Annotated in this window: 21 protein-coding genes; 12 read left to right on the top strand and 9 right to left on the bottom strand. The window is 55.3% G+C overall.

The features are described from left to right. Nucleotides 1-282: transposase (locus BLV81_RS16840; protein ID WP_143036363.1), on the bottom strand; the 282-nt coding region annotated here is incomplete at its 3' end. A gap of 237 nt (nt 283-519) precedes the next feature. Between BLV81_RS16840 and BLV81_RS16835 the strand changes: the two genes are divergently transcribed. Both BLV81_RS16835 and BLV81_RS16830 read left to right on the top strand, forming a co-directional pair. After that, nucleotides 520-954, top strand: a complete 435-nt coding sequence (locus BLV81_RS16835; RefSeq protein ID WP_092358335.1) for a YybH family protein — start codon at nt 520-522, stop codon at nt 952-954. 285 nt (nt 955-1,239) lie between these two features. Then, nucleotides 1,240-1,821 carry a dihydrofolate reductase family protein gene (locus BLV81_RS16830; RefSeq protein WP_092358333.1) on the top strand — a complete coding sequence of 194 codons (582 nt, stop codon included), beginning with the start codon at nt 1,240-1,242 and terminating at the stop codon, nt 1,819-1,821. On the opposite strand, the gene BLV81_RS16825 is transcribed toward BLV81_RS16830, so the two are convergent. Then, the gene (locus BLV81_RS16825) at nt 1,785-2,009 is read right to left on the bottom strand and encodes a hypothetical protein (protein ID WP_092358331.1); all 225 of its coding nucleotides are present in this window, start codon (nt 2,007-2,009) and stop codon (nt 1,785-1,787) included. The genes BLV81_RS16830 and BLV81_RS16825 overlap by 37 nt on opposite strands. Before the next feature lie 838 nt (nt 2,010-2,847). On the opposite strand from BLV81_RS16825, the gene BLV81_RS16820 reads away from it, so the two are divergent. Next, nucleotides 2,848-3,066 carry a hypothetical protein gene (locus BLV81_RS16820; RefSeq protein ID WP_092358329.1) on the top strand — a complete coding sequence of 73 codons (219 nt, stop codon included), beginning with the start codon at nt 2,848-2,850 and terminating at the stop codon, nt 3,064-3,066. A 94-nt stretch (nt 3,067-3,160) separates the two neighbouring features. After that, the gene (gene yegQ, locus BLV81_RS16815; RefSeq protein ID WP_092358327.1) at nt 3,161-4,522 is read left to right on the top strand and encodes a prephenate-dependent tRNA uridine(34) hydroxylase TrhP; all 1,362 of its coding nucleotides are present in this window, start codon (nt 3,161-3,163) and stop codon (nt 4,520-4,522) included. Here yegQ and BLV81_RS23940 read toward each other — a convergent pair. Further along, nucleotides 4,519-4,689: a hypothetical protein gene (locus tag BLV81_RS23940; RefSeq protein ID WP_176992866.1), complete on the bottom strand. Its 171-nt coding sequence runs from the start codon at nt 4,687-4,689 to the stop codon at nt 4,519-4,521. The two genes, yegQ and BLV81_RS23940, sit on opposite strands and share 4 nt — an antisense overlap. A gap of 111 nt (nt 4,690-4,800) precedes the next feature. On the opposite strand from BLV81_RS23940, the gene BLV81_RS16810 reads away from it, so the two are divergent. Together BLV81_RS16810 and BLV81_RS16805 are read left to right on the top strand one after the other, a co-directional pair. Beyond that, nucleotides 4,801-4,992 (top strand): hypothetical protein, encoded by a 192-nt coding sequence (locus BLV81_RS16810; RefSeq protein WP_092358325.1) that lies wholly within the window; start codon nt 4,801-4,803, stop codon nt 4,990-4,992. Between the two features lie 55 nt (nt 4,993-5,047). After that, a complete protein-coding gene (locus tag BLV81_RS16805) occupies nt 5,048-5,599 on the top strand; it encodes a hypothetical protein (RefSeq protein WP_092358323.1) in 552 nt (183 codons plus the stop codon). Between the two features lie 133 nt (nt 5,600-5,732). On the opposite strand, the gene BLV81_RS23705 is transcribed toward BLV81_RS16805, so the two are convergent. Next, nucleotides 5,733-8,195 (bottom strand): cellulose-binding protein, encoded by a 2,463-nt coding sequence (locus tag BLV81_RS23705; RefSeq protein WP_143036362.1) that lies wholly within the window; start codon nt 8,193-8,195, stop codon nt 5,733-5,735. Between the two features lie 857 nt (nt 8,196-9,052). On the opposite strand from BLV81_RS23705, the gene BLV81_RS16795 reads away from it, so the two are divergent. From BLV81_RS16795 to BLV81_RS16780, 4 genes are all read left to right on the top strand, one after another. Next, nucleotides 9,053-9,364, top strand: a complete 312-nt coding sequence (locus BLV81_RS16795) for a hypothetical protein (RefSeq protein WP_143036361.1) — start codon at nt 9,053-9,055, stop codon at nt 9,362-9,364. A gap of 92 nt (nt 9,365-9,456) precedes the next feature. Continuing rightward, on the top strand, nt 9,457-9,819 hold the full coding sequence (locus BLV81_RS16790) for a hypothetical protein (protein WP_176992865.1): 363 nt from the start codon (nt 9,457-9,459) through the stop codon (nt 9,817-9,819). A 52-nt stretch (nt 9,820-9,871) separates the two neighbouring features. Next, complete coding sequence (locus BLV81_RS16785) at nt 9,872-10,972, top strand: hypothetical protein (protein ID WP_092358317.1); 1,101 nt, start codon at nt 9,872-9,874, stop codon at nt 10,970-10,972. Next, nucleotides 10,941-11,744, top strand: coding sequence for an MORN repeat-containing protein (locus tag BLV81_RS16780; protein ID WP_176992864.1), 804 nt, complete (start codon nt 10,941-10,943; stop codon nt 11,742-11,744). Before BLV81_RS16785 ends, BLV81_RS16780 begins: the two co-directional genes overlap by 32 nt. Nucleotides 11,745-11,861: 117 nt before the next feature. Here the strand turns inward: BLV81_RS16780 and BLV81_RS16775 are convergent, their stop codons facing one another. Then, on the bottom strand, nt 11,862-12,329 hold the full coding sequence (locus BLV81_RS16775) for a hypothetical protein (RefSeq protein WP_092358314.1): 468 nt from the start codon (nt 12,327-12,329) through the stop codon (nt 11,862-11,864). Nucleotides 12,330-12,994: 665 nt separating this feature from the next. On the opposite strand from BLV81_RS16775, the gene BLV81_RS16770 reads away from it, so the two are divergent. Both BLV81_RS16770 and BLV81_RS16765 read left to right on the top strand, forming a co-directional pair. Continuing rightward, nucleotides 12,995-14,932: a thiamine pyrophosphate-binding protein gene (locus tag BLV81_RS16770; RefSeq protein WP_092358313.1), complete on the top strand. Its 1,938-nt coding sequence runs from the start codon at nt 12,995-12,997 to the stop codon at nt 14,930-14,932. A gap of 113 nt (nt 14,933-15,045) precedes the next feature. Beyond that, on the top strand, nt 15,046-16,650 hold the full coding sequence (locus BLV81_RS16765) for a flavin monoamine oxidase family protein (RefSeq protein WP_092358311.1): 1,605 nt from the start codon (nt 15,046-15,048) through the stop codon (nt 16,648-16,650). Nucleotides 16,651-16,970: 320 nt separating this feature from the next. On the opposite strand, the gene BLV81_RS16760 is transcribed toward BLV81_RS16765, so the two are convergent. The 4 genes from BLV81_RS16760 to BLV81_RS16745 all read right to left on the bottom strand — a co-directional run bounded on the left by BLV81_RS16760 (nt 16,971) and on the right by BLV81_RS16745 (nt 22,837). Next, nucleotides 16,971-17,255 carry a hypothetical protein gene (locus BLV81_RS16760; protein ID WP_092358309.1) on the bottom strand — a complete coding sequence of 95 codons (285 nt, stop codon included), beginning with the start codon at nt 17,253-17,255 and terminating at the stop codon, nt 16,971-16,973. A 272-nt stretch (nt 17,256-17,527) separates the two neighbouring features. After that, entirely contained in the window at nt 17,528-18,451 is a 924-nt protein-coding gene (locus BLV81_RS16755; protein ID WP_255365289.1) for an alpha-amylase family protein, read from the bottom strand. A gap of 40 nt (nt 18,452-18,491) precedes the next feature. Then, entirely contained in the window at nt 18,492-20,717 is a 2,226-nt protein-coding gene (locus BLV81_RS16750) for a bacteriophage N4 adsorption protein A (protein ID WP_092358307.1), read from the bottom strand. Then, complete coding sequence (locus tag BLV81_RS16745) at nt 20,714-22,837, bottom strand: glycosyl transferase family protein (protein WP_092358305.1); 2,124 nt, start codon at nt 22,835-22,837, stop codon at nt 20,714-20,716. Before BLV81_RS16745 ends, BLV81_RS16750 begins: the two co-directional genes overlap by 4 nt. Between the last annotated feature and the right edge of the window lie 12 nt (nt 22,838-22,849).

Below are 22,849 nucleotides of genomic sequence, written 5' to 3'. Positions count from 1 at the left end.
CATCAGTTCCACATTGCGCTGCACTTCCCGTTCAAGACGCCGGCTCGATTGAATGCGATTGAGGTAACCGTAAATGTAGATTTTAAGGAGTACAGAGGGGTGATACGCAGGCCGTCCGGTTTCTGCGGGATTGACACCATCAAATCCCATTTTATCCAGATCCAGTTCGTCAACGAAGACGTCGACCACCCGTACCGGGTTGCTCTCTGTAACGTAGTCGTCCAGCTGCTCTGGAAGCAATATGCCTTGTGCCCGGTCCCTGCCTTCGATGAAGCGCCCCATATCGATCACCCGAAATATGACGAGATATCGCTAGGACACGGCAAGGCTTATTTCGTTTACTCGAAAAACAAGAAAGTTACGTTATATTTGAAGCCGGATCCCGATTGGATCCGTTTTTACACAGTCTGGGCCATGAGCGAACATTCCGTGGTTGAACAGGATTTTCCTTGACCGCCCGACCGTAAGCCCCCAAAACAGACGTTGGGTACTTTCATATAGACGCTTATGAGGATCCACATGATTCAAATGAAACAACCCGAAGACGCACCTCACGCGTTTCAAACCGCCTGGAACAATCACGACATGCAATCCTTCGGAGCACTGTTCCATGAGGATGCGACGTTCGTGAATCGGTTCGGGCACTATGTGCGCGGTGTCGATGAGATCGTCAAGCTGCATGCGCCCATTCACGCAACCATCTACAGCGATTCCATGCTTGAGAACGAGCTAATCGATGTAGCCGCGATAAGCGACGACGCGGTAGTCATGCACTTCTGGAGCCGCCTCGCGGTCGGAGCGGCTCATCCAGCGGGGCCACACGCTGTCGACACGTTGATCCTTGCCGTGCTGACGCGGCAGGCAGCCGAGTGGCAAATCAAGGCGCTCGAGAACGTAACTCTGACGAATCCACGCACGGGAGAATCCGTATTGAGAGACGGACGGGATTCATGATCGAGCGGAAAAAATTTCTTCCACACCGCACAGGGTCATAGCGGATGCTCGCTTCGAATCGGAAGTAGTCGTCTTCTATAGACCACAAGCCGTCGGTCATGGCAGTCCGGTACCGATGCGAAACTGCATGGCTTGGGACGGACCTAACCCAGAGGGATACGAAATCCAATGAAGAGCCAGAAGGGCTCGACAAACAGGGCGATGATGCTTTAAGGTGATGTCGCACAAGCGCTCGAAGACCAGGAACTCAGCGAACACATCATCGGTTAGCGACGGAGACTCGCGATGAGAAAGCTCAAAATTTTCGAACACATTTCGCTGGACGGGGTGATCCAGTCCTCCGGCGAAGACGATTTCCCCTACAGCGACTGGACTGCGCCCTATCGCACCCCCGCTGGCAGAGATCTACTCCTTGCGGTGCAGGGCGAGAGCTTCGATTTGGTGCTCGGCCGGCGCACCTACGATCTCTGGTCGGGCTTCTGGCCGAAGGCGCCCAGCAGTCCTATGTCTGACCGCCTCAACGCCGCGACGAAGTACATCGCGACCCACAGACCTGAGAATCTGGAATGGGGTCCAGTCGAGGGCCTTGGACCGGACATCGTCGAGGCCATTCACCGAATCAAGTCGCAGGACGGCCCGGACCTTATCCTCTGGGGTAGCTCCACGCTGACCTCGACGCTGCTCGAACACGGCCTTGCGGATGAGGTCTTGCTGATCGTCTATCCGGTTTTGTTGGGCACGGGGAAGCGCTTCTTTGCGGAAGGAATCCCGGCACGCGCGTTCGAACTTGTCAGCACGACGGCTTTGCCATCAGGCATCGTTATCAATAACTACAAGTCAGCTGGGCCTTTGAAGAACCAACCATAATTATTCATCCATGTAATCGATCCATCAGCCGATTCGTGCAGCAGTTTTGCCGCTGCAATCGAGAAGCGCAGCAAAGCCTCGGCCCCGTACTCGCTGATCGCCGGGGCGATTTCCTCCCCGGCCTCGGCTTCTTCGTTGCAGATGCGTTGAAAATTTGCCGCATGGACGATCTCAAGACAGGTTTGCATGCCAAGGGCAAGGTCCAGCGTGATCGCGACGAATTCCGCCGTGGGAATGTGCCTGGCCTTGTCGCTGAGAACGCTGAACGGCTGATGGACGCTGGCGGGGGAGGGCGGCTTTTGGCTGGATGTCGGCGCTCATGCTGCACCTTGCGCCGTCAGTTGGGCCTGTAGATCAATGGATTGGTCCGACAAGCGCGAAATGGCGGTGTTTGCCGTTTGGGCGCAGAGGACAAAGCATTCGATTGCGGCTACGAGCTTGAGCGCCTCTTGATTCAGGCCGGTGCTTGCATCGAGCTTATCGATGATGGATTGCAGCAGGATATCGGTATGGCGCGCGGTGAATGCAATGTGGTCTGTCAGTTCTCGAATCGCAGCTAGCGATGCAGCTTGGTCGATGATAGGGGGATTGTTTAGGCGTGGTGGTGCTAGGCATGGTGGCCTCCATTGGTAGTGGAAGACCCGCCGCTCATCGCTAAATGAGGGTGGCGGGCACAAGGCGGGGTTAGCGAACCGGTACCAACAGCAACCGGCGTACCCGAAGGTACCCCCGCCAAGGCCCGCCGCTGAAGGCGCACGAAGGCGTTACGGACGTAAAAAAAACCGCGTAGCGCGGTATGTCCGCTGTTGGTAAATCGAGTCGCTAAACCCGTTCCCCTTTTTCTTGGGGACGTAATGATTATAGTGCATCATGCGGCCCCTTTGTGAAACCATATGCAACCAGGCAAACATGGGTGCTACGTGCAAGGGGTGACGTCAGGGGACTGCACAAAACCCTAGCATCAACGCCGCCCAACTGAACAATGTCCGCAGCGGCGGCACAGTCGGGCTGCAATCGCGGCAGGCCATGTTTGCTGGGCAGACCGTGCAAGACCTGAACCAGGACTTCTTCGGGGTGGCGCAACAAGCCGAAACCTCGCAGGCGGCGATGATCACCAGCGGCGGCAATCTCAACATCACGAGCGCCACGCTGAATAACAACGGCAGCCTGATCAATGCCGGGCAAAATGCCAATATCATCGCCACCGGCGCTTTGAATAATAATGCCGATGTGCTGTTGGACTGATTTGTATCAAGAGCATTTCAGCAAGCCGTGATCCAGATCAATTTCATCATCCGATTTGTCATTTACAGTGTTTCCTTTTTTTACGGAAAATATCATGACAACAGCCATCCCGGAGCTCCTCTTACCGGCCGGCGATCTTGATCGCATGCGAGCTGCCTTCGATTTTGGCGCCGATGCCGTCTATGCCGGTCAACCACGCTATTCTTTACGTGCCCGCAACAACGATTTTAAACTGGAAAATCTGAAAACAGGCATCCGGGAAGCGCATACGCGTGGCAAAAAGCTGTTTGTGGCCAGTAATATTCTGGCGCATAACAATAAGATAAAAAGTTATCTGGCTGACATGGAAGAAGTGATTGCGCTGAATCCTGATGCGCTAATCATGGCCGACCCCGGGCTGATCATGATGGTGCGCGAAAAGTGGCCGGAATTGTCGGTCCACCTCTCTGTGCAATCGAATACTGTGAATTACGCCACCGTGAAGTTCTGGCAGAAAATAGGCCTGACCCGGGTGATTCTGTCGCGCGAACTGAGTCTGGACGAGATTAGCCAAATCCGCCAGGAATGCCCGGATATGGAGATCGAAGTATTCGTGCATGGTGCCCTGTGCATCGCCTATTCGGGTCGTTGTTTGCTATCGGGTTACTTCAACCATCGCGATGCCAACCAGGGGACCTGCACCAATGCCTGCCGCTGGGATTACAAAATGGCCAATGCCAGCGAAGATGAGTCGGGCCAGGTCAAAGTGATCCCGTTTGAATTCAATAAGGCCTTGCGCGACGCCGAGCAGTCTTTTTCCGTCGCGGCCCAGATTCCCCGTCACCCGCTGGCCGATCAGACTTATCTGATTGAAGAAGCCAACCGGCCCGGTGAGCTCATGCCGATAGCGGAAGACGAGTACGGTACCTACATCATGAATTCCAAGGATTTACGTGCTGTGGAATATGTCGAAAAATTGGTGAAGATCGGGGTTGATTCGTTAAAAATTGAAGGCAGAACCAAAAGTCAGTATTACGTTTCACGCGCAGCGCAGGTGTACCGGCAGGCGATCGACGACGCGGTAGCCGGCAAGCCTTTCAACCCAGCCTTGCTGGCCGATCTGGATGGCCTATCCAATCGCGGCTACACCACCGGATTTTATGAGCGACATCGCAGTCACGAAACCCAGAACTATCTGGATGGCCATTCCAAATCAAAACGCAGTATTTACGTTGGCAAGGTCAATCAGATCAATGAAGGCTGGGCAACGGTGGAAGTGAAAAACAAATTTTCGGTGGGTGACACGCTGGAACTGATCCATCCGCAGGGCAATCGTTTAATGGTCGTCGAAACAATACGCGATAAAAATGGCGTCGATCTTCAGGTTGCCTTGGGTAGCGGGATTGACGTATTGATCCCATTGGAAAGTCAATTTGAACACGCTCTGATTTCGCGGATATTGACTGAAGCCGATTAAATTTTATTTCTGGACGACGGGCCTTCTTTCATGACGTCTTTGATCTGTTGTCGGGTGATGTAGTCTTTGTGGTCAGTATCAATTCGGTCAAATTTTTTTACTACTTGCGACATACCGGCCTTGGCCCGCTCCAGAGTCAACTCCGATTGCGAAAAGCTGCGGGCCATGATGGAAGCTGCTCGCGCTACTATCAATAAGGCGTTGTTTTGAGGTACATCAACGCACTTCCTGGACAGATGTCCTAAGCTGTTACGACACAATCAGACAGGAGCATGCACATGACAAAAGATAGCGGAAGCTGGTTATCAGCAGAACAGGCGGTATTGCCCGATGGGACAGAGCGCAAAAATCTGCCTTTAATAAAGAAAAAACTACCCACGCTCTCACCATCACCGACTAACGATGTCATCTCCAGCACTAACAGCGCACATATTCAGGCCGAGCAGGCGGCCAGTGGCGCAGATGAGTAAATGGCGTTTGATCCCAGTATTGCGCTCATGAAGTCGAGATGCCGAGAGCCTGTCGGTGATCGCTATCCGTGTGTTTGACGCCGATAACCGGCTCACGCAAGACACGGTGGTGCAATCGCCGGTGGGCGGCACCGCCAGCACCACGGTCACCAGCTATGACTATCGCCTGAAAGACGCCAGCGGCTACTACGGCGGTGCCGATCAGGGCGTGGTCACGCACAGCTACCAATACGACCCGTCCAAAGCAGCCGGCGCCGGGGTGCATACCGACACCAGTTTTGTCTGGTGGGATGAAGCAAAGCAAAGCCAGACCACCCTGCGCGGCACGGATCCGGGCAACCCGAATGCGGTGTACTGGAAGCCGGGCTTGTCGGATTTTACTTATGACGTCAATGGTCATCTGAAACAGGTCAGTGCATACAACGACGGCACCTTAGCCAATACCCGGCAAAATCTCAAGACGCTGAAATACACCAGTGACCAGTACGGCCAGGTATTGCGGCGCGATACGCTGACAGGAACGCTCCTGGGCCTGGGGCTGTCGCAGCGCTATTACTGCCTGAACGGACTATCCGCTATTCGACGATTGGGAATCGATTTTGATTAATCGCAAAAAATGGGATGCAACAGTGGACTTGCCCCTAACCGCCTGAAGGCGGTTAGGGGCCTGATTTCATTTGCTCGTTATCCGAGCTGCCAACCTGATTGATAACAGCGACGCCGCATGGTAACTATCACGATTAAATTGAACCCGATTTTGTATAGGTCGCGCCGCCCGAGGTATAAGTGACCGACCATGTATCGCTTGCGGCATTATGTGTCGTGCCGTTGCCATTCAATTGCGCCGCAAATGTGTAGTTGCCCGCGCCGATCGACTGGCCGCTGGCCAGCGTGAACGTGTACACGATATTGGCTCCGCTGGCGTGGCTCGTGACGATTGCCGAACCGACGGTGTTATAGCTGCTGTTATAGGTTACGTTTGCGGCGGGGACCGTGATGGTCAGCGTCAAGGCGGTGATCGGGGCTGTTGTCGTGAGGGTCACATCGTCTTCATCGTACCAGGGGCCGTTGGCCGATGGATTGCCGGCAAATGTCGCGCTGCCTCCGCTTGAGGAAGCGGTGTTGACGCTCAAGGCGAGCGTCGCTGTATGGCTCAGCGAACCGCCGGCGCCGGTGACGGTGGCGGTGCTGTTTCCGGTTGATGCCGTGCTGGAAGCATTGAGCGTCAAGGTGCTCGTGCTGGCGGTCGTTGCGGGGCTGAAGCTGGCAGTCACGCCGCTTGGCAAGCCGCTGATGGACAAGGCGACACTGCTGTTAAACCCGCCTGCGGGCGCGATCGAGATGCTCGAAGTCGCGCTGGCTCCTTGGGCAAGCGACACTGACGCGGGGGTTGCGGACAAGCTGAAATTTGCTACTGCCGGAGCATTGACGGTCAAGGTGAACTTCGTCTGCGAAGTCAACGATCCGCTTTTCCCCGTAATGGTTACTGTTGCCGTTCCGATGGCTGCCGAACTGCCGGCGCTCAATGTCAGCGTGGTCGATCCGGTGATTGATGTCGGGCTGAACGACGCCGTGACGCCGCTTGGCAGACCGCTCGCCGCAAACGATACCGCGCCGGCGAATCCGCCGGAAGGCGCGACGGTGATCGTGGAACTGCCGCTGCCGCCCTGTTTGATCGAGAGGTTGGCCACGCTGCCGGACAGGCTGAAGCCCGGAGAAGTGCTTCCCGGAGTCAATACGACGGTCGTCAGCGAATAAGGCTGGGCCGTGACCTTGAAGCTGCTTCCCAGACCGGTGGCGCTAGCGGAGGCGATGGCGCTGCTCGATTTGCCAAACGTGTAGGACGTGCCGGTGGCAGCCGGTGTATAACCGGATACGGCCACGTTGGCGGTGGTCGTATAGTTCGGGTCCTTATTGATCAGGAGCAGCGCCAGATTTCCGTTGGCCTGCTTGACTGCATGCGCGGTAAGCAGGCTGTTGCTCGACGCGGCGGAAACCAGAGTGTCGCCCGCTTTGCCCAGGTTGGTCAGCATCTGCATGCCGAAGTAGGTCGGCGCCGGCGTATCGGCTGCAGGCTCGCCCGAGGTGGCGTTCGACAGGATGCCGTAATCGCCGTAGGTGGCCGAGCCGAACAGGCTGGAAGACATGTTCCCGCCCGTGCTGCCGTTGTGCAGCGACCAGATATCCACGTTCGCCGCGCCGTTTTCCAGCCATGTCAGCAAACCGTCGGCGACGAACATCGCGTTCACGACGCTGATTGTCTGCTTGCCGGGGTTCGTCGACACGGAGTTCATTTCGGTGACGAAGATTTGAATCTTCGATGCGTTCGAGCCGCCATACTGATTGATCAGCGATTTCACGCTGGAAACCATGCCGGCAATGCCGGGGGAGCCGTTAAAACCGCTTTGCGGCGAGGCCAGCAGCCCGGAGTCCGATTCGCTGCCCGGATTTTGCGGATACCAGTGCACGATGACGAAATCGATCGCCGAGCCGCACTTCGCCAGGACGGTGGAATTCCAGCTCGGCGTCTGCCCGTCGGGCCAGTTGCCCGGCGCGGTCAGTACCACCCCAACCTTGATGGTCGGATCGACAGCCTTCATTGCAGAGGCGAACAGCGCCACGTTGGCGCCGTAGGTCGCCGGATCGCGCGCGCTGTGCAGATCGGTTTCCCACGACGAACCATATCCGCCGTTGCCGTACACCTCGTTACCGACTTCCCAGTACTTGACTCCGTAACCTTTGGTCACATTGGCATATTGCACCCAGGAAGCGGCGAAACTGGGAGTTCCTCCGCCGTTGCCGGCGGCATTGGAACCGTAGTTCACGGTGATGATCGGCGTTGCGCCGGAGTTCTTGACCATTCCCATGAATGCATCGAAAGTGTTGCTGGGATTGGCATAACCGCCCTGTCCCGTAACAATCGAATTCGTTTGCCAGTTGTAGACATCCGCCGTCGATCCGCCGGGATAGCGCAGCGCGTTGATGCCGGCTTTCGACAGCAGAGCGGGTATGGCCGGATCGAGCAGGTAGCCATCCCAAACCGCCGTGTTCACACCGAAGGCGCCGCTGGGGATCTTGTTCAGACTGGTGCCGGCGTTGACGGTGACGTTGGCCGTGGTTTGCGCGATTGCCGACGACGGAGGGAGTAACGCTAGTCCGGCGGCAAATAGAGCCGCCAACCTCGTTCTGTTGAAAAGCAACATGAAAATGATCCTTTGTAAAATTTTTGTCGGCGGGCAAACCAAGGCTATGAGAACTTGCTTATTGTTTTTTTTCACCGGCATGGGCAGTGCAATGCCCCATTGACCACCTTTTCATTGATGTGATAATAAATGCATTTATTTCCACCTGGAAATAATGGGTGATATCAAAGCAAATTCAAATCAGGAAAACCCGAAATGCATGTAAGGAATTCCTTGCTTAGTCGGTCGCCCAACGCTTTGGCATCCGCGCGCAGCGACAATCTCACTGAGCAGTGCCGTTACGTGATTGTTGGTTTTTGGACGGTATATTTAAGCAAAAATGATGTGATTTTTAGCTTGATTCAAGCTCCTCGAAGTCAACTGCTCGAGGGGCTCTTCATCTGCTCAGTGCCGGAATTGCTGAGCGAGGGTACAAGCGATTGTTGGGCTTCCTCCACAACATGGAAGCGGCCATCACGCGCAAGTTCGTGTCTGGATTTTGTGCGCGAGGCCATATCAAAATGGAGTGCCCATGTGAGTTTCCTGCCGCGTAGCGGGATTTTCACCTGTTAATGTTGACAGTTGCCGTATGGAAATCGCGGTCTAAAATTTAGTGAAGCACACTTGCAGAAACTCTGTCTTGAGGGCGCGGTTTATATTGTGCTTTGCTTACTTCCCCTTCATACCGACCCAAGCATAGCTTGGGTCCTAAGGGGCATGCCCTCGATAATTTATTTGCGCCGACTTCGTCGGTCAGCATAATTTATTCCTGCAGACATCCAACTTCGTCCAGCACGAGAAATTTAATCAATCAGGTGTTTATGCATTTAGGGATTGAATGCGGGATTTATTTTTTCAATCAGAGAAGAGAGGCCATCATGCGATTCGTTAAAACTATGGTTGTTTTCGGTGTTATCAGCACGGTTTCTTGTATCGGCTTTGCCGATACAACTAATACGATAAAGCAAGAAAATACGAAAAATAAAATTACTAACCAAGTCACGGGAAAGGCCAGTGTAAAGATTGGGCCATTAAGTGGGGGAGGTGGCTCAGTCGGTGGTTCAGCGGTCCAAAACTCAATTATGGTTAACGATACAAAAAAAACTTCTCATAATACTATCGATCTGAAGGGCGGTGATAATACGATTACTGGTCAAGGAACTCAGAATTCAATTACCGTTGGAAAATAGATTTATATTCAATGTTTTTCATTGATTTCATTGATGGAAAATGCAGGAGGCGCTTAAATACTGCGACTCCTGTTAACTGGAAGGCAAATAAAATGATCCGCCCGTTCTCTAATATATTCCTGTTGATTATTTTATCTACTCCCTATGGTTTTGCCTTGGCTGATGGCACTGCATATGATGCATATAAAGCACAATTGAATCAACAACAAAAAAATACGAAGCCTTTAACCAATACTCAATTCATTGTTACGAATGCGATGAATCGTGCCAATAAAGAGTCTCGTGAGGGAGCGTCAGGAGGAAAACATCGAATTGTTCAAGGAAAGAGTGACGGCAGCGCGAATGTAAATAGCGTTAATATTGGATCAAATGCAAAAATGAATAATGCAACAATTATTATTAAAGCCGATCACTCTAATTCAACTATTGTCAATAAAGATGCCGCGGTTAAATAATGAAATCATAAAATGTTTCCTATTCGAGTAAATTAATGGAAATAACATACTCATGCTGCATTTTATTCGCGCTATTTTTTACTTTTTAAGCACGGTTTTACTCGCCGCTTGCGTAAGCGGCGAGGCCCTGGTGGTTGAACCGTACAGCATCCCCAAACAACGGATTAATGCATTTAACGACAGCCTGCCATGTTTTGGCCGGATGTTGAGCGCTTATATTGATCAACCGCTGCCGATTGAAGTCGGCGTGGTGAAAGACGCCACGGGTGCTTCCAAAGACGAGGAAATCCCCATTGATTTGCGCGATATGGCCGTGAGTACCCTCTCTAAGATCGGTGGGCCACTCAGCATTATCTACCGGCCGACGATAGAGGAAGCGCAGTTGTTCAATATTGGCGGGGCGGCGCTGATTCCAAGTCGGGCGTTTGGTTACGATACGATTTTTACGCTGTACGGTGCGGTGACTGAGTTTGACCGCGCGGTCTACGACAGCAAACACTCGCAAAATTTATCCACTGAATCCGGCGGCGGTAAGGGCCTGCTCAATGTCGACTTCGGGCGTAATCAACAGAAGACCAGCACTCGTATCGTGATGGATTTTTACGCCAACCAAACCACCATGTTTTCGATTGCCAATCACACTGCATCAACCAATGCGATGGTGCTCAATCTCGATAGTGTCGACCACAACTATGACATTAGCATCAATGGTAATTCCATCGGCTGGAGTGACTCAATATCGCGTATAGAAGCCCGTCATGCCTCGGTACGCCTTCTAGTGGAGTTGGGCATCATTGAAACGCTGGGTAAAGCGGTTCCGGTGCCATACTGGAAATGTGTACCCGGCGGCATTGAAGACTCCGAGACAGTGCAAACGGCGCGGCGAGAATTTATCCAAACTCAGGAGGCGCAAAACATGCAAACCATTGCCAATAGCCATACCCTTTCGTTTACACAAATCCGCCGCGCAAGAACACCACTGGAGAAAGAGCAAAAATTTAATGCCTTGGTTAGCGCCTATGCCCTCAGCGGTCAATATTCAGAAACTGGCGGAGACCTACGTGATCGCTTGTTGAAGGAAGCCGGATTTTCTACCTCGGATTATGTTAACCCGGATGCTTATGTGGCGCTTTGGAAAAACCTTCCCTATTGATAGGGAAGGTTGGGCTTGGCGCTTGTTAACGCTCGGCCCCCTGTGCTTAAGCCTGCTTGCTACTGCTGCTAGCGCCTCTCCGCTCGCTGCAGACACCGCTTGCCGTTTAACCGACAGCCAAGCTTGGCCTGCCTATCAATACCAAGGATCTTGTCTGAAAGGCTTGAGCGATGGCCGTGGTGTGGTGCGCTTCATCAATGGCGACGAACTGCAAGGCCAATTTAAACAAGGCCGGTTGCTTGAAGATAAAGCGGAAATTCGCTACATCAACGGCGACCGTTATACCGGGGGGATAAAAGACGGGTTACCTGAAGGAGATGGTGTTTATGTCTGGCGCAACGGCGATGTGTTTAAAGGTTCCTTTAGAGCGGGCAAGAAAGACGGGATAGGACAATACACAGAGGCGCAATCAGGTCGACATTTGCAAGTCCGTTATCATGACGATTTTCTGCAAGAACTGAATCAAGTGCCAATGGCTGCGACCGCAACCACGGCGCAGCAAGACCAGACAACGGAGGCGTTTCGCAAAACTCTTAAGCCCGGCGATCAGACGAATTTGGGATTGGTCATCGAAATTAAGCGTAAAGACGGCTTGGTGTTGGTGCAAACCGAGGAAACTGGCCTGCTTGGCATCCCTCGTTTCGACTATCAACGACAACGTTCGGGTATCGACTATACCGTCGGCGCACAGGTAGCTCAGAGGTGGGTCAAGCTGTCGCAAATTTACCCGCCGACCTTAAATGCTCGGCCTGAGCCAGGCCGCGGGCCCTAATTCGCCGCTTCTCCAAAATAGCTTCTGTACGCCAGAAACGAAACGGTGTAGCGAGTATGACGGCAAGCGATGATCTCTCTTAAGCTCTGCCACAGCGACAAATGCACTTCCTGGATTTCATACAGACGGCGGCAAAGCATCGAGTTCGTCGATCCGCTCCTGGTACTCCTTCGGAGCATTCAGCTTTAATCTCGCAAGGTCAGTTTTTACACGTTCGAAGCGGGATCGTGCGGCTTTATTCTTGATCTTATCGATCTTTTCTTTCAATTCCAGTAGATCTTTCAGTTCAGCACATTCTTTAGATTCTGCCGGCCGTTCGCTGATCAAGACTGCTACGGCATCCATCAACCGACCTAGTTGTCTCCCGTAGCTCTGTTCGCTGACGATGTCGCGCTCAGCCTGCGGGTCGCTAGAGTTGTTTTGATTGATAACAACGCCTGCAAAAGTCCCATTGGGCAAAATGGGCTCATTCAGAAAACCCGCAGCAAAAGGGCTGCGCGTCGCCGAGGCCATAATTTGACTTAGCCACCATGGCCAAATGAACCAAGGGTTCGGTATTGAACCGCCAGCCGGATCGCTCGTCATTAGTGCCTCCCGTTTCTATCGTACTGGGCAACCAGTTCAGACGCCCACTCCCTATCTGTACGAAAGCTTAGGCAAAAAATTACTAAATCGCAAGTCGGGTTCTGCTTCCTCGATTGAGTGAATGCCCAGCAGGTGGTGTTGGCCTGTGGCGCAATGTGCTTGACCGAATGACGGTACTGATGCGCGAGACGATGCTGCCTCGAGTTGATCAGCCAGCGAATAGTGCTGACGTATAGCAGTGAAATAGATCAAAGATGACTAGTCAGGCTAGCTTAGCCTGGCGTTATTGCTGCTGTCATTGCCTATATGTCATTGTTCTGCGGATATGCAGAATAAGAGAGATTTCCTACCTGTCAATTGCGGCAGGTTTCTCCGTGGAAATACAAGTTTACAATTGCCTGCAATGCTTCCCATCCCGTCATTCATCGCCTGACTACGCTTCTGCAACGATGGCGGCGCAGTTGACGAACGCGAAGGCCGTGTTTGCCAATATCCGCGGGCGCTGACCGCGGATCGGCGGAGGTGTCGCTTTGCCCTTGCCAACAGCTCATCGCGGTATTGAGGCAGGGACGCAAGGCAGGCCGTCATTGCGGGAACGGCATGGATAGATGCATGTGCGATCCAGCCATTTTAGCTGGATAACTTAGTCTAAATAGGGGGAGCAAATGGCGAACAACCATGGGCAGGCACCGACGCGCTGGGCGCGCGACTATGTATTCGACATCTTAAGCGAACTCGGTATTCACTATATTTTCGGTGTGCCGGGGACCAATGAAATTCCAATTATCGATGGCACTTCTTATCCGGAAAATAAGGTGGAGTACATCGAGTGCCTGCATGAAAACATCGCACTCGGTGCGGCAATGGGATCTGCGCGCATGACCGGTTTGCCAGGGGTGCTGGTGGTACATGTCACGCCAGGTATTGCACATAGCATCGGCAATTTATTCAATGCTTCACGCTCGCAGGTGCCGTTGGTGATTTTATGCTGCCAACAGCAAAATGAACTGGTTACCCAGGAGCCGCTGCTGGCGTCCAATCTGGTTGATTTAGCCAGGCAATACACCAAATGGGCGCATGAAGTGCGTGCCGCCGAAGAACTTCCGCTGGTACTGCAACGAGCCTTTAAAGAAGCGATGGCGGCTCCCAACGGCCCGGTGTTCGTATCGATTCCGTGGGAGTTCACCATGCGCGAAATCGGCGCCAACGACAAGATCAAAGGCGTAACGCGTATTTCGCCGCACTTCACCGGCGCACCGGAGTCGATTACCCAGGTTGCCAATGCGCTCAAAGAGGCAAAAAATCCCATCATCATCGCCGGCGATGCGGTCGGCTATGCCAACGCCTGGCCGGAACTGCAGCAAATGGCGGAATTGATCGGGGCGCCCGTATTGCTGCAAACCTTCAGCGCCGTGGCGAACTTCCCGAATGACGATAGCCATTGGCAGGGTGAGCTTCCGGGTACTCAAGCCGGCGTGCAAAATGTATTCAAGGATCATGACGTTGCATTTCTGTGCGGCTTTAGCAACCAGGCGCAGATCACGATTTTTAAATATTCGGATGGCGCTCTAATTCCCCCAGCTGTCAGACAGGTTTACCTCAGCAATAATATTTGGGATATAGGCAAAAATTATTATGGCGAAGCGGCAGTGTTTGGCGATATCAAAGCAACGCTGCCACTCATCAATGCGCAGGTAGGCGGCGCTCCGTCTGCGCCGGCCGCCGCGCGTAACGCGAAATTGGCCGTGCTCGCGGCGCAGCGGCGGGTGCAGTGGGACAAGTATTTTGTTGAAGCACTGGCGGCGCCGAATATTTTGGCGGTAGTCATTGCTCAGGCTTTGCGTGAAGAAATCAAACAACGCAATCTGAACCGGAAATTTGTCTATGTGCACGAGGCGGTTTCCGATCCGGCGCCGTTCCAGTATCTGCTGCCGTTCGGTACGGAAGGCGCCGCACCGATCAGTTATTACTGCGTTGGCGGCGGTTCGCTGGGCTGGTCGATGCCGGCGTCGCTCGGCATCAAGTTAAGCCCGCAAGGCTGGCAACAGATCGATACCGAGTTTGTGGTGGCGGCAGTGGGCGACGGTTCGTCGCTGTTTTATCCGCAAACATGGTGGACCGCGGCGCATCGCAAATTGGCGGTGCTGTACATCATCACCAATAACCATGAATACCATACCCTGCAAAACGGCTTGCAACAGCTGGTAGCCGCGTACGGAACCGCGCCAGGCTATGAATGGCACCCCAAAGACTACAATACCGACCCGTCTTATCTGCGCATACAAAGTCCGGTGATGGATTTTGTTGCCATTGCAAAAGCGCTGGGCGGTCTTGCCGGTGAAGTGGTAGGCACTCCGGAAGAAGTCAAGGCAGCCGTGCGGCGCGGCATGGATCATGTTCTGCAGCATCAGCAAGCTTATATTCTGGATATGCGCACCGCCCAGAATCCGCCACCGCCGCCCAGCACGGATGACGACACCGGAAGACAAGCAAGCCAAACAAGAGCACCGGTGCAGCCCGCCTTGAACTTGTTCCATCAGCACGGACAGTTGCTTGCTGCCGCAGGGCCTGGCGACAATCAGAACACGCCGGTCATTTTCTAGTCAGCGTCAGCAGCGAATGTGGCACTCAGGGTGCAGTCGGGTATCTGCATGTTGTCCGGCAGAGTCCTGGGATTTGTTCTTCGATTGACTTACAAAAAAGGGGATTACGCATCATGGCAGATGAAAAAATTGATATCGCCGTCGTCGGCGGCGGAGTTTCCGGGGTATATAGCGCATGGCGGCTGAAACAAGCCAACCCGAAACAAAAAATCGTGGTGTTTGAAGGAAGCGATCATATCGGCGGGCGCTTGCTTTCGGTAACGCCGCCCGGCATTCCCGATATGGTGGCGGAACTGGGCGGCATGCGGATTCTGCCCAAAGTACAGCCGCTGATCAGCACCCTGATTGATGCGCTCAATAAGTTGCTGCCGGATAGCGAGCAAATCAAGCTGTATCCCTTCCCCGTCGACGAACCGCAAAACATCGCCTATCTGCGCGGCACCTATCTACGTCTGTCCGACTTCACTACCAATCCGGATGAGGTTCCGTACCGGCTAGGCTTTCCGAATCACGGGCAAACCGCCGGTTCCATCATGATCAATGCGATTGAGCAGATAGTGCCGGGCATTACCAATCCGGATCTCACCGAAGACCAGCGCCGCGAAATGGCGCAGCAAGCCAGTTTTTCCGGCAAGCCCCTGTATCAACAGGGATTCTGGAATGTGCTGATGCGAGTGATTAACGGCGAATCGTATCAATTTTCATTGGATGCAGGCGGGTATGACTCGACTATGTGCAATTGGAACGCAGCCGATGCCATTCCTTGGTATTTGTCTGATTTCGGGGTGCAGCCAATTTACAAGGGGTTCACCAAAGGCTTCCAGGAAGTGCCTCTGACTCTGGCTAAATTATTCGTCGAGGCAGGCGGTGAAGTACGTTTGAACAGCAGCGTGTCGGCGCTTGAAAGCCTGGATGGCGCAGTTGAGTTCCAGGTCGGCGGCAAGTCGATCCGCGCCAATTCCGTGATCCTGGCCATGCCGCGCCGCTCGCTGGATCTGCTCGCCGACAGCAGCCCGATCCTGCAGGAAATCAACGGTTTGATCTCTACTGTCACGCCGCGTCCGCTGTTTAAATTATTTACCACCTATGCCAGTCCGTGGTGGCGCGCAGCCGGATATAGCAAGCCTGACGGCAGCGTGGTGCCGGTAGAGGCGGGACGCAGCGTGACCGACATTCCGGTGCGGCAAACCTACTACTGGCCGAAAAGCAATGGTGCGCCCGTCAAAACCGGGCCCGCCATGCTACTGGCCAGCTATGACGATGGCGACAATACCGGATTCTGGGACGGCTTGCGGCCGCAGCGGCATCAACTCAAAGCCAGGGGCCAGCATGTCGCCAAAGTGAATGAGCCGTTTGTGGCCGAAAATCGCAAACAGAATCCGGAGCTGGCCTGGGATCAGTACCAGGCGCCATACCGCATGGTTACCGAAGTGGCGCGCCAGTTGGCGACCATGCATGGCTTGAGTTACACCCCAAAGGTACAAGATGCCTGTTTCCGCGATTGGGGCGACGATCCCTTCGGCGGCGGCTGGAATAGCTGGAACATCGGCGTGAAAAGCTGGGAAGTGAAACAAAAAATCATCCAGCCGATCGGCCGGCAACCCTTGTATATTTGCGGCGAAGCCTATTCCGATGCGCAGGGTTGGGTGGAGGGTGCGCTGCAAACTGCAGACATGATGCTGGAGAAATTTGGGCTGGAGAAATTGAAGAATCCGTAATCCAGTCAAGGATGGAACAATGAAAAGCCCGGAAACAGCATTACGGAAACGGACGGGCTTTTCATTGCCACTGATTTCGTGCGCTGCTGAGCACTGCAGCGAGTTTTTCTCCTAAGTGTTGTGACACTCGGTCACGCGAGCTACCGTTTCGCAATGGGCGGCGCTGACCGACCGCAATCAAGCTAGCTTGACACGTGTAATCAGTTTCTTACTGCAGCCGTCGCGAGAGTTACGGCACGAGTTGCAGCGAAAACGAGCATGCATGAACAGTGATCCATGCCTGATCGTTTGCGCCGCATGAAACCCGTGCGAGCCTAAGGTCAGGCTCCGCCGCGGTAAGAACTCAGATCTGGTGCACGCCGCTGCGGTATTTGCGGTTGTGAGGGCAGTTTGGATCTCTGCGATTCGGCGACACTTTCTACGCCGTCGACGCTAATCGCTTCGAGGAAGCTTAGGACATTGCGATAGTAGTCGACTCGCATTTCCGCTTCCAGCAACTGCCTTTCTGATTGATACAATCCCAGGCGTGTATCGCGTAATTCATTTTCCGCCATTTTTTCCGGCGTCAGAATATATTTGGTCGCCAATTTGTTAAACCATCCCATGTCGTCACCTCTTTTTTTTTGTATGGAGACGATTTGATATTAAATCGTTTATGGCAAAAAAATCTAGTAAAAAAGCTAACAATTGAAATCATTTAACTATGCTGTTGCGCAATTCCCACGCGATTATTTACGTAAAACAACAATGCATCAATATTCAGAAAATGCAAGGTGATTAAAACAATATCTGCTTCGAATGGGCCAGGGTGATGGCTGCCCAACATGAATTGGCGATACCTTGCCGACTCTGCCGGCAGTCCGTTGCCGCCACCGCTTCAGCCCCCGTTTCCTGCAGCATTTTCAGGACCGGCCAGCTCATTCACCAGATCGCGGCTCACGTAATGCGGGCCATCGAACAAGTAAACGGAAAAGCCGTCATAGGCGGCCAGTTGCGGTTTGAGTTCCTCGGCGGTGACCGGACGGAAGCCTCCTCCTTGGCGCGGACGAAACGCTTCGGCGATGATGCGCACCCGCTGTTTTCCGAAGCGAGCCGCCAGCACGTCCGCATAATGCCGCGCCACGCTTGCGTCGCGCGCGTGGATGCCGACGCCGTCCTGAAAGAAGATGCCGACATCCGGCGGTAGCCACGAAGCAAGCCAATGCGACAGCGTGTCCGCACCGACATTGGCGCTGTCGTACACGCTGATCCACAAAGGCCGAGGCAAGGCCGCCAGCAGCGGGCCAAGGCGGGCTGCATCGGACCAGCTCGAATCGACCTCTAATGGAAAGAACCAGCCCGCCACATGCAGCGGCGTCGGCAACGCGGCAAGCTTGCCCGACTCTTCAATTAGCGCGGCAACATTTGCGCGGGCGGCCGTTTCGTCGAAGCGGCCTGCCAGTCCGACGATCACTTTGCTTGCCCATGGCTCAGCCGCAATCCGCTGCCAATCAGGCAAATGTGCAGCAGTGCGGCCCTCGGCGCCTGGCAGATAGTTGACGCCGTCCACGGCTGTCCATTGGATGAGCAGTTCACGCGCCCCGAGCCTTTCCCAGTTCCCCATAGGATGCAAGGTCTGGTCGTCAAGCTGCCACACGATTCCTCGCACCTGCGTAGCCGGAGATTGCTTGAGCCTGGCTTGCGGCGCGTCCTGGCAGCCGCAGAGGGTTGCCAGCACAAGCATGCCTAACATGCTGCGCCGATTGACCTTGCGCAAGATTGTCTTCGAATACACATTGCGAACGGCGACGTCAATCTTCATGGTTCGCTTCCTTGATCAAGGGCGCCGGCGCATCGCTTGCTCAATACGAGACGCTGAACCGGATGAACCAGCCTTCGGCCCGCTTGTCGCCGGCAAGGCGCCAGCGGTACTGGAGCGACAGGTCGGCATAGGAGCGCGGCGCGTCATAGTAGTCCTGCCGGAACCAATAACGCATACTGGTTCCGAGGCCGCTTCCGATTGCCTTTTTGTCGTGCTCGATGAGGCTGGAATCATAGTCTGCACCCATCACGACGTGCGGAAACAGGACCAGTGTCGACCCGCTTGCGCCCAGCCGGTAGCTACGCCCCAATTGCCCTTCAAGGGTGGCGTAACTTTGCGGATGCTGGAAGTAATGTCCGGCTTCGGCATACACGTGGGTACTCAGCCAGCTGCTCTGATCTGCGTGTAAATCCAGTCCGGCGTCCGAGGAGAAGCCGGCCCGGGCAAGCCAGTCGCCGTTGGTGGCGTTGCCCAATGCCACCAGACGTTCGAGCGCCAGTATCGCGTTGATCTCGCTGAACGGTTTCACGCGTGCGCCGAGCGCGGCCTGGGCCGTAGCAGATCCGGTTCGGACACCCGATCCGCCAATTAACGTTTCGTTGAGCCGGCCATAGATTTCCACCAGCGTCCCGTTTTGCAAGCCAAACGGGCGCCAGTATGCTTCGGCGGCTATGTCCGTGCCATCGATCGTGCCGCCATGCGGCACGCCGACCCCTGCTGCGGCGACGCCTCTATGACTCAATGTTGCACGTGCGCCCCAGCGGCGCTCCAGGTCGGCAGCCTCGCGTCGCGCGTCGTAGATTTGCTGTGCATCCATCGCCAGATGGCCGCTTTGCGCTGCGTCGACGGTCCGGTTGAAGTAGCCGATTGCCTGTTCATTTCGGCCCTGGCGCGCTGCGGCATAGGCTGCATCGTGGCGGGCGGCGTCGGTGAGCGTGCCCTGTGCCTCGGCACGGCCGAACAGGTCGAGCGCATCCTGGTTATCTCCTGCCTGAAGGGCGAGATAGGCCAGTTCAAGCTCGGATCCCTTCTCTGGCGAGCGGACCGCTGCTGCCAGGCGCTCGCGCGCTTCTTCTTTCCGGCCGAGCCCGACCAGCGCCGCGATCTCGGTCCTGTTCGTTTTGTCCGGGGCGCTCAGCACGGCAGCATAATCAGCGTTGGCGGCAGCCGTGTCGCCGCGGCGTTTGCGTATGTCTGCGCGCGCCAGCAGCATGTCGGCATCGTTTCCAAACTCAGCCAGGGAGGTACTTGCAGCCTGTTCCGCCTCGGCCAGCAATCCCTGCGCGCTCAGCGCTTGCACGTGCAAACGGCGATAGCTAAGATCGTGAGGAGACAACTGGATCGCTGCGCCGGCCTTGCTGCTCGCCAGCGCGTAGTTCTTGTCGGCGAAAGCTCGATACGCTTGATCGGCAAGCAGGAATCCCGGATCCGCGGACGCCGTACCGGGATTGATGTCGCATGCCGAGACCAGGTCCGGTCCTGAGGTGCAACTGACGAGCGGGAAGCTGAACGCCAGCGCGGCATGGCTAGGGTCGGATCGGCCGAGCATGATTGTCGCCAGCGCACGCCGCGTGGCCGCTTCCTGGTCCGCGCCGCCTGGCAGGGGTTCGAGCAGGCGCAGCGCCCGCTGCGGGTCGCGATTGGCCAGCGCGGCGTCGGCAGCCACCAGCCGGATGCCGCGCTGCGTAGCCGGGCTTGCAATCGACAGGGCTTGATCGAAGTCTGCTTGCGCAGGTTCGACTGCGCCACGTTGCTGGCGTATGGCGCCGCGCAGGAGCAGCGCTTCGCTCGATGGCGTTTCCGGTTTGATCGTGTCGGAGGCTGCCTGCTCCGCTTGCGCCAGCTCGCCGGCCGCGACCAGCGCATTGATCAGGGCGATGTGAAATGCCGGCACGGCGGGCAGATAATCCACGGCCTTGCGCGCCTGTTCTATCGCCTGCGCAAAGTCGCGGCGCGCCAGGGCCTGGTAAGACGCCGCGGAAGCGTCGAAGGCAAGCTGCGCCTGCGCCGTGCCGCGCGCCAACTCAGCCTTTTCCAGCAGGTCGCGCAGGCGCGCGACATCCGGCCGCAAGCGGATCGCCGCGCGCGCCTTGGCCGCTGCGGTATCATATTGTCCTTGTGCAAAAGCCTTGTAGGCCTCATCGGCAAACCGATATGCCTGGCCGCTAAGCGGCCGCTCTGCGGCGCCGGCGCCGGTGGCCACAAGCAAGGTGAAGGCGGCAAGACTGCGGCCCAGGAAATGCAGCGAAACCGGATATTTTCTCATGCCACTCCCAATGCCAATCTGAGCAGAGCCATTTGCTGCTGAACCGTTTCCTCGATGACCTCGCGCGACACCAGCCCGCGACTGACGAGATAGTCGCCGATGCGTCCATGTTGCTGGGAGACATAGTGTTGCATCGCCTGTTCCAGCGTTTCCCGCGTGATTTTTCCATTCTGGACCAGCAATTCGCCAAGGAGCGACATACCTTTCCTTTCCATTTTGATGATTTTTGCATTCATTTCGGCCGTGGCCAGGCGTAATCCAGAGAGTATCTCGCTGTCCCGCGCGATATGTTGCACGGGCTGTGCGCCAAAGGCTGACGCAAGCTCCCTGAGCGCATCGTCGGCAAGCGGCTTGCCGACTGCGATAATCGGCCTGCCGTCGGCGTCCTGCCCGATCGGCATCGCGCCCAATCTTACGCACATGTCAAGCGATACTGCTGCGGGCAAGGAGGAGGCGATCCTGATTTCGGCGCGTGACAGATCGGACTGGAAGGCGATTGCTTCTGCCAGGGTTTCTTCGTCGATATAGCCGCGGGACACCAGTATGTGCCCAAGCGGGAGGTGCATCTCCGAGTGTTCCTGCAAGCCCTTTTTCATGTCGTCCTCGGTGATCGCTTGCCAGGACACCAGCAGTTCGCCGAGGCGCCGGCGCGTGCGCATGAGCTGGTCGTCGGAGGGGAAATCGTGCATGGTTTTGTCCCATGCCAGACGTTTCCCAAACATCAGGTGCTCCAGGAACAACTTCCAGGCCCGAGCCACCGCCATGAAGTTAATGAAATTGGCAACCACCATGCGCGGCGCGGAAAGCAATCCGTGTACGGGTCCGTACATGCGGCCGACAAAATAGGCGCGTTGCGAGGCGCGCAACGCCAGTGCGATCAGGTTGGCGTAGAGCACATAATGGATCCATTTCTGCGATTCCAGCAGCGACTCGGAGGCGGGCTTCCAGAATCCGAAATAGCCTGCGATCCAGAACCCCAGGAACTGCAGCAGCAGCAGATAGGCGGGCACGCTGACGAGGGCCGTGACGATGCCTTTGCGGTCCCGAAACAGCAGGTATTTGTTGGCAAACGAGCCGCGCCAGCCGATCTGCGCCCATCCTTGCAGGCTGATGCCTAATACCCATCGGGTTTTTTGCCGGTAGGCCGTCCTGAATTGGTCGGGAAAATACTCGCGTACGCATAGCGGCATCTTGAGCGTGACCTGGCGCTCTTTTCCGAAACCGAACCAGGTTTTGCGACTGACCGAAAAGTGCACGGGAAAACGCGCAAATATGGATGTCATCCCTATGCTCGCCAGACGCGCGCCAATGTCATAGTCTTCCGTCAGCGTGTCGGTGTTGAAAGGCTGGTTTTGATTGTCGCTGGCCAAGGCCTGCAGGGCGCGCCGCGAAAAACAGGTGCCGACGCCGGCCGAAGGCACCATGCCGCTGATGCTTTCCCTGACAACGATGTCCTTGGCATGGGACTCCGCGAACTCATCCATATAGGTTCCCGCCACCAACTCGGACCATTTGCGTTCGAGCGACATCACGGGCAGCTGGATCATGTCCTTGCGCGGCAGCAGATAATTGAAGAATTTGAGTTCAAGAGAATGCAGCACATCTTCGCTGTCGTGAAGAATGACACCGGCAAACTGATAACCGTTCTTCTTCTCGTGCAGGAAAATCGCCTTGATGATCCAGTTCAGGCAATCCGCCTTGCAGGTCGGGCCCGCATGGGGCACTTCGACCCGATGCAATTGCTTATAGCGGCGGCGCATCCGCTCGACTTCTGCTATGGTGCGCGCATCGTTGACATAGGTTCCGACGAAAATCACATAGTTGCGGTAGTTGAGAACCGTCACCATGTTTTCGATCATTTGGGCGATCACATCGTACTCTAGCCACGCCGGCACCATGATCGCCAGCGGCTGCTCGGCGTGTTCCTCCAGTTGCCGCTCCGTGACCGGCCGATAGGTGCGGGTTCTGGTCAGCAGGCGGTAAGACTGGCGGATCCAGTACCAGGCGTCGACAAACAGATCGTCAGCCGCTGACACCAGAAACAATACCGCGACTACGCAGGTGGTAAGTTCCAGCAGCGTATAGTAATCAGCAAGGAAATGTTGCCAGTAGGTTGTCATGGTGCCCTGAAA

It is taken from the genome of Collimonas sp. OK242, from assembly GCF_900107095.1.
In the GTDB taxonomy this organism is placed as follows: Bacteria; Pseudomonadota; Gammaproteobacteria; order Burkholderiales; family Burkholderiaceae_D; genus Collimonas.
This window is presented reverse-complemented; position numbering and strand designations above follow the sequence as displayed.